Annotated in this window: 9 protein-coding genes; 7 read left to right on the top strand and 2 right to left on the bottom strand. The window is 68.9% G+C overall.

Annotation, left to right across the window (positions count from 1 at the left end; all coding sequences use genetic code 11):
* The first annotated feature begins 55 nt into the window (after nt 1-55).
* The 4 genes from AC5L3X_RS01260 to cydB all read left to right on the top strand — a co-directional run bounded on the left by AC5L3X_RS01260 (nt 56) and on the right by cydB (nt 8,919).
* The gene (locus tag AC5L3X_RS01260) at nt 56-4,018 is read left to right on the top strand and encodes a HAMP domain-containing protein (RefSeq protein WP_494854492.1); all 3,963 of its coding nucleotides are present in this window, start codon (nt 56-58) and stop codon (nt 4,016-4,018) included.
* 47 nt (nt 4,019-4,065) lie between these two features.
* On the top strand, nt 4,066-6,441 hold the full coding sequence (locus AC5L3X_RS01255) for a SpoIIE family protein phosphatase (RefSeq protein ID WP_494854491.1): 2,376 nt from the start codon (nt 4,066-4,068) through the stop codon (nt 6,439-6,441).
* Nucleotides 6,442-6,537: 96 nt separating this feature from the next.
* The gene (locus AC5L3X_RS01250; RefSeq protein ID WP_494854489.1) at nt 6,538-7,917 is read left to right on the top strand and encodes a cytochrome ubiquinol oxidase subunit I; all 1,380 of its coding nucleotides are present in this window, start codon (nt 6,538-6,540) and stop codon (nt 7,915-7,917) included.
* An 18-nt stretch (nt 7,918-7,935) separates the two neighbouring features.
* Complete coding sequence (cydB, locus tag AC5L3X_RS01245; protein ID WP_494854487.1) at nt 7,936-8,919, top strand: cytochrome d ubiquinol oxidase subunit II; 984 nt, start codon at nt 7,936-7,938, stop codon at nt 8,917-8,919.
* A 15-nt stretch (nt 8,920-8,934) separates the two neighbouring features.
* Here cydB and AC5L3X_RS01240 read toward each other — a convergent pair whose 3' ends face one another.
* On the bottom strand, nt 8,935-10,002 hold the full coding sequence (locus tag AC5L3X_RS01240) for a trypsin-like serine peptidase (protein ID WP_494854486.1): 1,068 nt from the start codon (nt 10,000-10,002) through the stop codon (nt 8,935-8,937).
* Nucleotides 10,003-10,170: 168 nt separating this feature from the next.
* Entirely contained in the window at nt 10,171-10,449 is a 279-nt protein-coding gene (locus AC5L3X_RS01235; RefSeq protein WP_189122011.1) for a MafI2 family immunity protein, read from the bottom strand.
* A 576-nt stretch (nt 10,450-11,025) separates the two neighbouring features.
* Between AC5L3X_RS01235 and AC5L3X_RS01230 the strand changes: the two genes are divergently transcribed.
* From AC5L3X_RS01230 to AC5L3X_RS01220, 3 genes are read left to right on the top strand one after another with little or no spacing between them, the layout of a single operon-like run.
* Complete coding sequence (locus AC5L3X_RS01230; RefSeq protein WP_494854484.1) at nt 11,026-12,549, top strand: FGGY family carbohydrate kinase; 1,524 nt, start codon at nt 11,026-11,028, stop codon at nt 12,547-12,549.
* On the top strand, nt 12,546-13,352 hold the full coding sequence (locus AC5L3X_RS01225; protein ID WP_494854482.1) for an SDR family NAD(P)-dependent oxidoreductase: 807 nt from the start codon (nt 12,546-12,548) through the stop codon (nt 13,350-13,352). The genes AC5L3X_RS01230 and AC5L3X_RS01225 overlap by 4 nt, the downstream gene beginning before the upstream one ends.
* Before the next feature lie 48 nt (nt 13,353-13,400).
* Nucleotides 13,401-14,420, top strand: a complete 1,020-nt coding sequence (locus AC5L3X_RS01220; protein ID WP_494854481.1) for an ABC transporter permease — start codon at nt 13,401-13,403, stop codon at nt 14,418-14,420.
* Nucleotides 14,421-14,467: the final 47 nt, after the last annotated feature.

The following is a 14,467-nucleotide window of genomic DNA, read 5'->3' as shown; positions in this document are numbered from 1 at the left end:
ACTCCGCCGCTGGTCTCTGTGGTGGCCCTGGCGAATGAAAGGACCTGGGAAAACCATGGCTGACAGCGCACGTTCCACCCCCAACGGCACCGGGGTCGGTGAGGCGGAGCTGCGGCAGCTGCTGGCCGGGCTGACGGCGGTCCGCGACGGAGACTTCCGGACGCGGCTGCCGGCCGACGCCGACGGACTGCTGGGCGAGATCGCGTCCGTGTTCAACGGGATGGTCGACCAGCTCTCGCTGTTCACCTCCGAGGTCACCCGCGTGGCGCGCGAGGTGGGCACCGAGGGGCAGCTCGGCGGGCAGGCCGACGTGCCGTCGGTGTCGGGCACCTGGAAGGACCTGACCGAGTCGGTCAACGCCATGGCGGGCAACCTGACCGGCCAGGTGCGCAGCATCGCCCAGGTGACCACGGCGGTGGCCAAGGGCGACCTGTCGCAGAAGATCACCGTGGACGCGCGGGGCGAGATCCTGGAGCTGAAGAACACCGTCAACACGATGGTCGACCAGCTCTCCTCGTTCGCCGCAGAGGTCACCCGGGTGGCCCGCGAGGTGGGCACCGAGGGTCAGCTCGGCGGCCAGGCCGACGTCAAGGGCGTGGCGGGCACCTGGCGCGACCTCACCGACTCGGTGAACTTCATGGCCAGCAACCTGACCGGCCAGGTGCGCAACATCTCGCAGGTGGCGACCGCGGTGGCCAAGGGCGACCTGTCGCAGAAGATCACCGTCTCGGCGCGGGGCGAGATCCTGGAGCTGAAGAACACCCTGAACACGATGGTCGACCAGCTGTCGTCGTTCGCCGACGAGGTGACCAGGGTGGCCCGCGAGGTGGGCACCGACGGGCGGCTCGGCGGCCAGGCCGACGTCAAGGGCGTCTCCGGCACCTGGAAGGCGCTGACGGAGTCGGTGAACGTCATGGCCGACAACCTCACCGCCCAGGTGCGCAGCATCGCCCAGGTCACCACGGCCGTCGCCAAGGGCGACCTGACGCAGAAGATCCGGGTCGACGCGCGCGGCGAGATCATGGAGCTGAAGGAGACCATCAACACGATGGTCGACCAGCTCTCGGCGTTCGCCGACGAGGTGACCAGGGTCGCCCGCGAGGTCGGCACCGAGGGCAACCTGGGCGGCCAGGCCACCGTCCGGGGCGTGTCCGGCACCTGGAAGAACCTCACCGACAACGTCAACTCGATGGCCGACAACCTGACCAACCAGGTGCGCAGCATCGCCCAGGTCACCACGGCCGTCGCCAAGGGCGACCTGACCCGCAAGATCGACGTCGACGCGCGCGGCGAGATCCTGGAGCTGAAGACCACGATCAACACGATGGTCGACCAGCTCTCCTCGTTCGCCGCCGAGGTCACCCGCGTGGCGCGCGAGGTGGGCAGCGAGGGCAGGCTGGGCGGCCAGGCCGAGGTCGAGGGCGTCTCCGGCACCTGGAAGCGGCTCACGGAGAACGTCAACGAGCTGGCCGGCAACCTCACCCGCCAAGTCCGCGCCATCGCCAAGGTGACCAGCGCCGTCACCTCCGGCGACCTGACCCGCTCCATCACGGTGGACGCCGAGGGCGAGCTGGCCGACCTCAAGGACAACATCAACTCGATGGTCAAGTCGCTGCGCGAGACCACCCGGGCCAACGAGGAACAGGACTGGCTGAAGTCCAACCTGGCCCGCATCTCGGGGCTGATGCAGGGGCACCGCGACCTGGCCACCGTCGCCGAGCTGGTGCTCAACGACCTGGCGCCGCTGGTCTCCGCGCAGTACGGAGCGTTCTTCCTGGCCGAGGAGTCGGAGCTGGAGCTGATCAGCGCCTACGGCTACCCCGCCGACCCCGACCGGCCCACCCGGTTCAGGATGGGCGAGACGCTCGTGGGCCAGGCCGCCCGCAGCCACCAGACCATCGCCATGACCGACATCCCGGCGGGCTACATCACGGTCGCCTCCGGCCTCGGCCGCACCCAGCCCGCCTCGGTCGTCGTGCTGCCGATCGTGGTCGAGGAGCAGGTGCTCGGAGTGATCGAGCTGGCCTCGGTGTACGTGTTCACGCCGGTGCACCGGGCGTTCCTGGACCAGCTGATGGAGACCATCGGGGTCAACCTCAACACGATCGTCGCCAACGCGCGTACCGACGAGCTGCTGGTCGAGTCGCAGCGGCTGACCGCCGAGCTGCAGGCCCGCTCCGAGGAGCTGCAGAACCAGCAGGAGGAGCTGCAGCACTCCAACGCCGAGCTGGAGGAGAAGGCCAGGCTGCTGGCCAGCCAGAACCAGGACATCGAGGCCAAGAACCTGGAGATAGAGCAGGCCCGCCAGGAGCTGGAGGACCGCGCGCAGCAGCTCTCGATCGCCTCCAAGTACAAGAGCGAGTTCCTCGCCAACATGAGCCACGAGCTGCGCACCCCGCTCAACTCGCTGCTCATCCTGGCCCAGCTGCTCGCCCAGAACCACACCCGCAACCTCACCCCGAAGCAGGTCGAGTACGCCGGCATCATCCACTCGGCCGGCTCCGACCTGCTGCAGCTGATCAACGACATCCTCGACCTGTCCAAGGTCGAGGCCGGCAAGATGGACATCAACCCCGAACGGGTGTCGCTGCGCCACCTGCTGGAGTACGTCGAGGCCACCTTCCAGCCGATGACCACGCAGAAGAACCTCGACTTCCGCATCACCACCGCGAGCGGCGTCCCGGTCGACGTGGTCACCGACGACTCGCGGCTGCGGCAGGTGCTGCGCAACCTGCTGTCCAACGCGGTCAAGTTCACCGAGACGGGCAGCGTCGAGCTGCGCATCGAGCCGGCCGCCCTGTCCGAGCTGCCGGTGTCCGTACGCCCGCACGGCGCGGCCGTCGCCTTCCGGGTGATCGACACCGGCATCGGCATCCCCGAGCAGCAACTCGAAGTGATCTTCGGGGCGTTCCAGCAGGCCGACGGCACCACCAGCCGCAAGTACGGCGGCACCGGCCTGGGGCTGTCGATCAGCCGCGAGATCGCCTACCTGCTGGGCGGCGCCATCACCGCGCGGAGCACGCCGGGCCAGGGCAGCGAGTTCACCCTGTACCTGCCCATCGCGCGGCCCGACTTCGCGGAGGGCTCCGCCAAGCCCGCCACCGCCGAGTCCGCCGACACGGCGGACGGGCAGGACGAGACGCACGAGCCCGCCCCGCCGCGGCCGGCGCCGCAGCAGCGGCGGCTGCTGGTGATCGAGCACCGGCCCCGCGGGCTGCTGTCGCTGGTCGCCGAGAGCGTGGTGACGGAGCTGTCGCCCGACCGGGACAAGTCCATCGAGATCGTCACCGCCGAGGGAGAGGAGGCGGCCGCCACGCTGGCCGCCGAGCCGTGCCACTGCATCGTGCTCGACCTGGACATGCCCGAGCAGGCGGCCTACCGGCTGCTGGAGGCGATGGACGGCGATCCGGCGCTGCGCACGGTGCCGGTGCTCGCCTACCACAACCGGCGGGCGCACCCGCAGTACGAGGCAGACCTGCAGGCACGGGCCGCGAGCCAGCCGCTCGAACTGCTCTCCGGCCTGGACGAGCTGCGCGAACGGATCGCGCTGCACCTGTCGGCCGACCAGCCGGGCGACGTCCTGCCGCTGCTCAGGGCCGAGAGCGTCGAGGTGGCGGCTCCGGAGGCCGAGGTCGACGGGTCACTCACCGGGCGTACGGTGCTGGTCGTCGACGACGACGCGCGCAACCTGTTCGCGATCACCAGCATGCTGGAGATCCACGGGCTGCGCGTACGGCACGCCGAGAACGGCCGGATGGGCATAGACGCGCTCCTCGCGCACCCGGACATCGACCTGGTGCTGATGGACGTGATGATGCCGGAGATGGACGGCTACACCGCGACCATGAAGATCCGCGAGATGCCCGAGTACGCGGACCTGCCGATCATCACGGTCACCGCCAAGGCCATGCCCGGAGACCAGGAGAAGAGCCTGGCCGCGGGAGCCAGCGACTACGTGACCAAACCCGTCGACGCCGACCAGCTCATCACCTGTATCCGCCACTGGATGAGCGCGTAGTCCGGGATGTCACAGGTCGCCGTATCGCCCGCGAGGAGCCGCACACCGTGAACATCCCTCAGCAGCCGGTGGACTCCGCGCTGCTCGCGTACCAGCTCACCGAGGCGCCGGCCGACACCAACGTCAGCCGGCTCGCGGCCACCATCCAGCGGCTGCGCAGGGAGATCGAGGAGGCCCAGCACGCCGCCGAGGGCCGCGCCCTGATCGAGCTCGCCAAGGGCGTGCTCATCGAGCGGCTGCGCTGCGGCGTCGCCAAGGCCGCCCAGCAGCTCGCCACGCTGGCCGAGCAGGCCGGGGTGACGCAGCTCGAACTGGCCGCCGACATCATCAACCAGGCCGCCCAGGACCGCATCAGCGAGGTGGTGCGCGAGTTCCTGACCGCCGCCGAGTCCGCGACCGTGACGCCCGGGGCGTCGGACGTGGCGATCCGGCTGCGGGCCGCCGAGAGCGGCGCGCTGAAGGCGCCCGACACGCAGGCGGTCGCGGAGTCCCTGCTGGAGCACGCCCTGGCGCCGCTCGGCGCGACCGCCGTCGCCGTGTGGGAGGCCGGGCCGGACGCCTCGTTCACGCTGGTGGGCTTCGCGGGCTTCAGTGAGGAGGAGGCCCGGCGGTGGCGTTACGTGCCACCGGGCGTGGTCACGCCGGCCCGTCGCGCGCTGGTGGAGCGGCAGGCCGTGTGGATGGAGGGGATCGGCGACGGTGGCCTGCCCTCGATCGGGCAGCGCGAGACCGCCGGCGGCCGGGTCACCGTGCCGGCGGGCACCGGCGGGCGGGTGATGGGCGTGCTGGAGATCGCCTGGCCGCACCCGCTGCCGCCCCAGCCGCCGCAGATCCGAAAGCAGATCGAGGCGCTCGCGGAGCTGTGCGCGCACACCCTCGACACACCCATGCGACAGGAGCACGAGCCGCGCGTCCTGCCCGAGCTCATCGACCTGGCCGACGCGCTGCCCGACCCGGCGCTGGTGCTCCGCCCGCACCTCGACGCCGACGGCCGGCTCACCGACTTCCGGGTCCACCACACCAACAGCCACTTCGTCGACCCGGCCGGCCGGCCGCGCAGCGTCGTCACCGGCTCGCTGCTGCTGGAGGCGTATCCGCTGGCCGCCGTGGACGACGGCCTGTTCACCAAGATCGAGTACGTGCACGCCACCGGTGAGCCGTTCCGCTCGGAGCAGATGATGCTCACCGCGCTGGTCGACCAGGTGCCGCTGCCGAGCGTCGCCGGCATCAGCATCACCCGGCACGGCGACAACGTGCTGCTCATCTGGCGTATCCAGGACGAGGCCGCCAGGCTGGCCAGCATCCTGCAGCACGCGCAGCGCCTGGGCCGGATCGGCGGGTTCGAGGAGAACACGCTGACCGGAGAGATCACCTGGAACGGCCAGCTCTACGCGCTGTACGGCATGGAGAGCGGCGAGCAGCCCATCCCGCTCGACCGGCTCGCCGACCACGCCCACCCGGACGACGGAGTGGCCATCGGCCGGTTCCTGGCGACGGTGCTGCACCACCGGCGATCGGCCTCCACCGCGTTCCGGCTCCAGCGGCCCGACGGCATCACCCGGCAGATCAGGGTCGTCGCCGAGCCCGTCTTCGACACCGACAACCGGCTGATCGCCGTCCGAGGCGCCTACCAGGACATCTCCTCCCAGCACTGGACGGAGGTCGCGCTCGCCGCCACCCGTGACCAACTGGCCGAGACCGAGCAGCAGGTGGCCGAGCAGAACCGGCTGGCCCTCCAGCTCCAGCACGCGATCATGCCCGCGAGCCGGGAGCCGATCGAGATCTCCGGCCTGAACATCGCTGTCCGCTACCGCCCCGCCGAGAAGGAACACCTCGTCGGCGGCGACTGGTACGACGTCGTCATGCTGCCCACGAAGCAGATCCTGATCTCGGTCGGCGACGTGGCCGGACACGGCATCAAGGCCGCCACGGTCATGGTCGTGCTGCGCAACGCGCTGCGCGGACTGGCCGTCACCGGCGCCGGGCCGGCCCAGCTCATGACCTGGCTCAACCTGGTGGCGCACTACCTGACCGACACCGTGACGGCCACCGCGATCCTCGGCCTGTACGACCCCGAGACCCGCGTCCTGCGCTGGGCACGGGCCGGCCACCTGCCGCCCATCCTGGTCAGGCAGGGCGACGCGGAGGAGCTCGACCTGCTGCGCGGGATCCTGCTGGGCGCCATCTCCGAGAGCGACTACGTGGAGGGCGAGATCCAGCTGACGCCGGGCGACATCCTCCTGATGTACACCGACGGCCTCATCGAACGCCGTGACCAGGCCCTCCAGCACTCCCAGGAGCAGCTCCTGCACACGGCACGCCATTCGGCCGAGACGCTGGAACGCCGCCTCGACCACCTGCTCACGCACAACAACTCCGACACCGACGACGACACCTGCATCGTCGGCATCCAGCTCCACTGACCGGGCTCGACCTGGGTGACTCTTGTCCGGTGCGGGAACACGTCCACCAGCGTGTCATGACAATACGTGCGCGATCGGACACATAGAGTCGGCGGCATGGATCCCTTGGACCTCGCGCGCTGGCAGTTCGGGATCACCACGGTCTACCACTTCCTGTTCGTGCCGGTCACGATCGGGTTGTCGCTGCTGGTGGCCATCCTGAACACCGTCTGGGTGCGTACGGGCAAGGTGGCCTACCTGCGCGCCACCAAGTTCTGGGGCACCCTTTTCCTGATCAATTTCGCCATGGGCGTGGTGACGGGGATCGTGCAGGAGTTCCAGTTCGGCATGAACTGGAGTTCCTACTCCAGGTTCGTCGGCGACATCTTCGGCGCCCCGCTCGCCCTGGAGGCGCTGCTGGCGTTCTTCCTGGAGTCGACGTTCCTCGGCCTGTGGCTCTTCGGCTGGAACCGGCTGCCGAAACTGGTCCACCTGGCCTGCATCTGGCTGGTCGCGATCGGCACGACGTTGTCCGCCTACTTCATCCTGGCCGCCAACTCGTTCATGCAGTGGCCGGTCGGCTTCAAGGTCGACGGGCGGGCCGAGCTGGTCGACTTCGGCGAGGTGCTGACCAACAAGGTCCTGCTGGCCGCCTTCCCGCACACGATCGTCGGCAGCTGGCTGTCCGGCGGGATGATCCTCATGGCGGTCTCCGCCTGGCATGTCGCCAGGAAGAGAGACCTCGACGTCTTCCGCCCCTGCCTCCGGCTCGGCGCGGTCGTCGTGCTGCTGGGCGCCTTCGGCACCCTCGTCACCGGCGACGTCCTCGGCAAGGTGATGACCCAGACCCAGCCGATGAAGATGGCCGCTGCCGAGGCGCTCTACCAGACCGAGCAACCGGCGCCGTTCTCGCTGTTCACCATCGGCACCCTCTCCGGCACCGAGCCGGTCTTCCAGGTGACGATCCCGGGCGTGCTGTCGCAGCTGGCCACGGGCTCGTTCGACGGCAAGGTCCACGGCATCAACGACATCCAGGCCGAATACCAGAAGAGGTTCGGCCCCGGCGACTACCGCCCCTTCATCCCAGTCGCCTACTGGGGTTTCCGGCTGATGATCGGCTTCGGGATGCTCGCGGCGCTGGTGGCGCTCGCGGTGCTCTGGCTGACCCGTAAGGGAGGGATCCGCGGCAGCGGCTGGATGTGGAGCGTCGCCGTCTGGTCGGTCGCGCTGCCCTTCCTCGCCCACAGCTTCGGCTGGATCTTCACCGAGATGGCCAGGCAGCCGTGGATCGTGTTCAGCCAGATGAAGACCGCCGACGGCGTCTCGCCCAGTGTCGGCGGCGGCACCGTGCTCACCTCGCTGATCGTCTTCACGGCCCTGTACGGCGCGCTGGCCCTGGTGGAGCTCGGCCTCATGATCAAGTACGGCCGCAAGACCCCGCCGTCCCCCGAAGACGAGGAGCCGGGCGAGTCCGGCCAGGAGTCGTTCGCCTACTAGGCCCCATCGGGAGAGATCATGGAGCTCACCAACGTCTGGTTCGTGGCGATCGCCGTCCTGTGGCTCGGCTACTTCGTCCTGGAAGGCTTCGACTACGGCGTCGGCGTGCTGCTGCCCGTCGTGGGCAGGAACGACGCCGAACGCCAGGCGATGCTCAACACCATCGGCCCCGTCTGGGACGCCAACGAGGTGTGGCTGATCACCGCCGGAGGCGCCACGTTCGCCGCCTTCCCCGAGTGGTACGCCTCGCTGTTCAGCGGCTTCTACATCCCGCTGCTGCTGATCCTGCTGGCGCTGATCATGCGCGGGGTCGGGATCGAGTACCGCACCAAACACGACGACAAGAGGTGGGAACGGCGCTGGGACGCGGCCATCGTCGTGGGCTCGTTCGTGCCCGCCCTGCTGTGGGGGGTCGCGTTCGCCAACCTCGTGCGAGGGGTGCAGCTCGACTCCCGTCACGAGTACGTCGGCACGTTCTGGGATCTGCTCAACCCCTACGCGCTGCTCGGCGGGCTGGCCACGCTGACGCTGTCGGTCACGCACGGCGCGGTGTTCCTGGCACTGAAGACCAAGGGCGACATCAGGCGGCGGGCCGCGGCCGTGGGCCTGAAGGCGGGCGCGGTCGCCGCGGTCGCCGGGGCGGCCTTCCTGATCTGGACCCAGCTCACCAGAGGCGACCTCGTCACCTGGATCCTGGGCGCCGTCGTCGCCCTCTCCTTCGTGCTCGGACTCGGCGCCCTGGCCAGGCGCCGGCAGGGCTGGGCGTTCCTGCTGTCGGCGGTCGCCATCGGCATGACCGTGATCTGGCTGTTCACGGTCCTCTATCCCAACGTCATGCCGTCAACGATCAACCCGGCCTACAGCCTGACCGTCGAGAACGCCGCGGCCACGGACAAGACGCTCGGCATCATGACCTGGGTCGCGGTGTTCTTCCTGCCGCTGGTGCTGATCTATCAGGGCTGGACCTACTGGGTCTTCCGCCACCGGATCAGCACCAGCTGACGCCACCCGGGAGGGTCAGAGCGCGTTGGTGCGCTGCGCGGCCTGGTAGACGGCCATCGCCTCGTCGCCGAAGAAGGGGCCGAACATGAAGTCGGGGGCGAAGTTGTACTTGAAGCTGTTGACGGAGTTGAGCCAGCCGAGCCCGGTGGACTCGTCGAACCCCTGGAACCACGGGCCACCGCTCGACCCGCCGGTCATGTTGCACCGTAATCCCAGGTCCCTGGTCATGACGGTGTCGTCGAACGCTCGCCCGCCGCAGTAGATCAGCGCCGAGCCGTCGAAGGGCGCCGCCGCCGGATAGCCGAAGGAGAACATCTGCCGCTGCCTGGGCTGGTTGAACGCCACCCCCTGCCCGCCCACGACATCGGTCAGCGTCCGGCCCTGCAGGGGCGCGACCACGGCGGCGGCGACGTCGAAGTTGATGTCCTCGCGAACGTTCCACTGCTGGGTGGTCAGCAGCCTGCTGGCCACCCAGGTGCCGAACGGGCGCCGGCCGTTGTCGAAGCCCGGGACGAACACCCAGTTGCGGTGGAAGGCGCCGTTCAGCTTCACACAGTGCCCGGCGGTCATCACGACGCTCTCGTTGGCACTGGTCACGGCCGTTCCGGAACAGGAGGAGTTGCGGCCCTGCGCGGTGGTGAAGAAGACCCGTCCGGCGGTGCGCACGACGGCTCCGCCGTCGGTCCAGCGCAGGCCCGGACTGTTGGGCACCACGGCCTGTCGCTGAACGGCGCCGGCCGCCTGCCGGGTGGTGACGGCCGAGGAGCGGCGGATCGTCCACGGCGTGCCCTGGCCCGTGCCCGCCGAGCCGCCCCGGGTCGCCCACGGCGTGCCCTGGGTCGGCGTGTTCGACCGGGTCGCGCGCCGGGGCGCGGGCGCGGCCAGCGGCTGCGCCGCCAGCATGCGCCGTGGAGTCCAGTACGACAGCACGGTCCTGCGCTCCGGCCAGGAGTCCGCGGCCGACCACCTGGCGGGCGTGGGGTCGAGCCCGTTCCCTGCCCTGGCCTGGGCGGTGCCCGTGGAGACCAGGGCGCCTGCCACGGCGACCGTGACAGCGGAGAGCAGGGCGACACTGCGGTGCATGACGTACCTCCCGAAGACCGGAATCTGCTATCGGGAGGTACGTACGGCGATGTCCATCTTCCTCAAGCCATGACCGTTTGGGTATGACGCCAATACGGAAAGATGTCACCACGCTACTGCTGGTCATGTCCAAGTGTCCGGTGGCCGAACATGGCCGACCCTACGCATTCAACCTGTGTACTTCGCCCAATAAACCATTCGACCATACGCATTCAACATCGTCGGATCAGGCGTTCCCTCATGGACTTCAGGCTCGATGAGCGGATGTTCATCAGAGAACATGGCGTCCAGTTCGAAGACCACCTGATCGATGTCATCGTCAAGCTCGCTCGTTCGGCGACGAACCCAGAAGGTCAATACAAAGCGGTCCTTTTCCACGCGGACGGCCACTGCGATCACATCCGAGGAAATGAGGCCCAGCAGTGCCTGCACGGCATGCAGAGCCATCTCATTCTCTCGCTGAAGATCCTCTGGGTTCGTCAAGGGGGCCCCGGCTGAGGGTTCATCGGCACCACGTCCGGGCTCTTCGTGGCCTCGATCACACATGGAACAAATGGATGCGGCGGCACGTGGAGCACACGAAACAGGTCGCGTCACGATCAGCCCAGTCAAGGTAGAAGAATTTCATGCTCATGATGCTAGACACGTTCTCATCTGGTGCGTGATCAAGCTGTGCTCCGCCCCATCTGGTGACTGTCCGGGCCCACTGCGAAATCGCCGAAGACCAAGAACAAAGACGTGTGCGGTGCCGCGCGGACACGATCATCCTGTCATCCTATGATCGGCAAAATCGGCAGGTCAGAGGCGTGCGCGGACCGGGGCGGCTCTCCTCACTCCCTCTCGTTCCAGAGGTGAGGTCTTTACCCGCGTGACTGTTGACACACTTATCCGCTCGCTGCCACGATGCAGTGACCAGTCATTCATTACTGAATAGATATGCAGCCTGTGTGTCTGGTCAGTGGCGACGTGCGTCGCCGGCTGCCCCTTCGCAGTTCGTGTGACATTCGGCAGGAGAAAACCATCGTGGCTGACGCCAGCATGCCCAGAGGTGTCCCCGCGGTCGCCGCCATCGATCAAGGGACGAGTTCCAGCAAGGCGGTCGTCGTGGGCGCCGACGGCAGGGTCCTCGGCAGGTCCTCGGTCGGCATCGGCCGGGCCGACCCCGCTCCCGGCTGGGTCGAGCAGGACGCGAACGAGATCCGGGAGAGCGTCCTCGCCGCGCTCGTGACCGTCCTGGACTCCGTGGACGTCGAACTCGTCGGCATCGGCCTGTCCAACCAGCGCGAGTCCGCCGTCATCTGGAGCCGTAGGACGGGCGAGCCTCTCGGCCCGGTCCTCGGCTGGCAGGACCGGCGCACAGCCGATCGGGTACGCCCGCTGGAGGAGTCCGGCTGGGCCGCCAGGATCCGCGCGAAGACGGGCCTCCCGCTCGACCCCATGTTCTCCGCGCTCAAGTACGAATGGCTGCTGGACCAGGTCGATCCCGACCGCGAGGCGGCCCGACGGGGCGAGATCGCGCTCGGCACGATCGACTCCTGGCTGACCTGGACGCTGACCGGCGAGCACCGCATCGAGATCGGCAACGCCAGTCGCACCCAACTGCTCAACCTGGAGACGCTGGCCTGGGACGGCGAGCTGCTCGACCTGTTCCGCATCCCGCCCGTCTGCCTGCCGCGCGTCTCCGCGTCGGCCGAGGCGACGGCGGCGCTCATCGACATCCCCGGCGTTCCCCGGGGCACGAGCATCCACGGAATCCTCGGCGACTCGCACGCCGCCCTGTACGCCCACGGGGTGCGTGCTCCCGGCCAGGTGAAGGCGACGTACGGCAGTGGCAGCTCGATCATGGGCCTCGCCGAGGTCGACGACCGGGCCGGCGCCCGCGTCCTGGACGGCCTGGTCACCACCATCGCGTGGGCCGACCCCGTGCCGGCCTTCGCCTTCGAGGGGACGATCCTGTCGACCGGCGCCACGCTGCTGTGGCTCGCCAAGATCCTCGGAGTCGACCCGGCCCAGCTCAGCACGCTCGCGCAGTCCGTCCCCGACACCCAGGGCGTCGATCTCGTACCGGCCTTCGCCGGTCTGGGCGCGCCCTGGTGGGACGAGGCGGCGGTGGGGCTGGTCAGCGGCTTCGGGCTGGGCACCGGCCCAGGACACCTGGCCCGCGCGGCGTTCGAGTCGGTGGCGTTGCAGACCGAGGACCTGTTCGACGCGGTGGAAGAACGGCTCGGCACCCCGATCGACACGGTGCTCGCCGACGGCGGCCCCAGCCAGAACGACTGGCTCATGCAGGTGCAGGCCGATCTGAGCCAGCGGCGCGTGGTGCGCAGCAACATCGCCGAGCTCTCCGCCACCGGGGCCGCCCACCTGGCCGGCGTCAGTTGCGGGCTGTGGACGGCGGACGAGTGCCTTCGCCTTCCCCGGGACCGCTCGCCGTTCGACCCCCTGATGGAGAGATCCGACGCCGACGCCCGCCGTCAGACGTGGCGATCGGCGATCGAACGCTCCCGATTCCAGCCCGCCATCCCCAGAAAGCAGAGCAACGTATGAACGAACAGGCCTCGAACATCTTCGCCGGGCACTTCGCCGGTAAGAAGGTGCTGGTGACCGGCGCCGCCCATGGCATGGGACGCGCGATCTCCCGTGCCTTCGCCGAGGCGGGAGCCGCGGTGCTGCTGGTCGACCGCGATGATCAGGTGCACGAGACGGCGAAGCTGATGCGTGCCGACGGGCTCGACACGCGCGCCCGCACCGCGGACGTCACCGACGACGCGGCCGTCAAGGCGGCCGTCGCGGTGGCGGCCGAGGAGTGGGGGCGCATCGACGTCCTCATCAACAACGCGGGCGTGATCAGCGTCGAACGGCTCACCGACCTGACGACCGAGGAGTTCAAGCGCGTCCTCGACGTCAACACGGTCGGCCATTTCATCGTGGCGCGCGAGGCCGTCCCGCTGCTGCGCGAGGCCGGCGGCGGGGTGATCCTCAACGCCGCGAGCGCCCAGGCGAGGGAAGGCTTCATCTTCACTCCGCACTACGCGGCCAGCAAGTTCGGGGTCGTCGGCATGACGCAGTCCCTCGCCAAGGAGCTCGCCAAGGACGGCATCCGGGTCAACGCCTACTGCCCCGGCATCGTCATGACCGACATGTGGGGCTACCTGGACGGCGCCTGGGGATCCAAGCTCGGTGACTATCAGCCCGGCGAGCTCGTGGCCGAGTGGATCCGCGACATCCCCCTGCAGCGCCCCGCCACCGAGGCCGATGTGGCCAACCTCCTGCTCTTTCTCGCCTCCGATGCCGCCACCTACATAACCGGCCAGACGATCAACGTCGACGGCGGAATGTCGATGGACTGACATGGACCATCCGAACACCCGTACGCCCCCTTGGAGCCAGCAGTGGCCATGACCCAGAATCCCGCGAGCGCCGGCCCGCGCGCCGATGACGGCGCACGGTCGCGGCGCGGCGCGGCCAAAGGCCTAATGCGGATCTTCGACGGAGTGGGCGGCCCGTTCCTGGGCCTGGTCGTACTCGTCGTGATCATGGCGATCTTCGCCCCCAACTTCGCCAAACCCGTCAACCTGATCAACATCCTCGACCAGGTGACCGTGCTCGGGATCCTCGCGCTGGGCGCCACCGCGGTCATCATCACCGGCGGCATCGACCTGTCGGTCGGCGCCGTGTTCGCCCTGTCGGTGATGGTCCTCGGCTGGCTCTCCCATGACGGCGGACTGCCGCTGTGGATCGCGATGATCGCCTGTGTGGCGGTCGGCGGCCTGGCCGGGCTGGTCAACGGCCTGGCGGTCACACTCACGCGATTGCCGCCGTTCATCGCGACGCTCGCCATGATGTCGGTCGCCCGAGGTCTGGCCAACATGATCACGGACGGACGTCAGATCACCGGCTACCCCGAGTGGTTCTACTCGCTGGCGTCGACCAGATACGGCGGCTTCCTCTCGATCACGTTGATGGCACTGATCGTGCTCTACGTCATCGGGTGGGCCATCCTGAAATATCGGCCGAGCGGCCGCTCGGTCTACGCGGTCGGCGGCAACCCCGAAGTCGCCCGCCTGGCCGGCATCAAGGTCAAGGCCGTGACGACCTGGGTGTACGTCGTGGCCGGCCTCACCGCCGGACTCGCGGCCATCGTGCTGGCCAGCCGGCTCGACTCCTCCCAGCCCAGTGCGGGAGAAGGGCTCGAACTCGACGTCATCGCCGCCGTCGTCATCGGAGGCGCCAGCCTCGCGGGCGGGGTCGGCCGGATCACCGGCACGATCGTCGGCGTGCTCATCGTCGGCGTGATGCACAACGGACTCAACCTGCTCGGCGTGTCGCCGTTTCTTCAGCAAGTCATCATCGGCGTCGTCATCGCCGCCGCCGTGTTCACCGACGTTCTCCGGCGCCGCAAGGAACGAAGCGCATGAGCGCCGGACGGCAAGAGATCTGGAACGTTCCCACGGGAATCATTGGG

It is taken from the genome of Nonomuraea sp. CX421 (assembly GCF_059358955.1).
Note: the sequence above shows the minus strand (reverse complement) of the source record. Positions and strands in the feature narration are given on the sequence as shown.

Coding starts and splice junctions, on each gene's coding strand:
- AC5L3X_RS01250 (WP_494854489.1), top strand. CDS start 6,538: ATGGATCCCTTGGACCTCGCGCGCTGGCAGTTCGGGATCACCACGGTC.
- AC5L3X_RS01220 (WP_494854481.1), top strand. CDS start 13,401: ATGACCCAGAATCCCGCGAGCGCCGGCCCGCGCGCCGATGACGGCGCA.
- AC5L3X_RS01235 (WP_189122011.1), bottom strand. CDS start 10,449: ATGGCTCTGCATGCCGTGCAGGCACTGCTGGGCCTCATTTCCTCGGAT.
- AC5L3X_RS01260 (WP_494854492.1), top strand. CDS start 56: ATGGCTGACAGCGCACGTTCCACCCCCAACGGCACCGGGGTCGGTGAG.
- AC5L3X_RS01225 (WP_494854482.1), top strand. CDS start 12,546: ATGAACGAACAGGCCTCGAACATCTTCGCCGGGCACTTCGCCGGTAAG.
- AC5L3X_RS01240 (WP_494854486.1), bottom strand. CDS start 10,002: ATGCACCGCAGTGTCGCCCTGCTCTCCGCTGTCACGGTCGCCGTGGCA.
- cydB (WP_494854487.1), top strand. CDS start 7,936: ATGGAGCTCACCAACGTCTGGTTCGTGGCGATCGCCGTCCTGTGGCTC.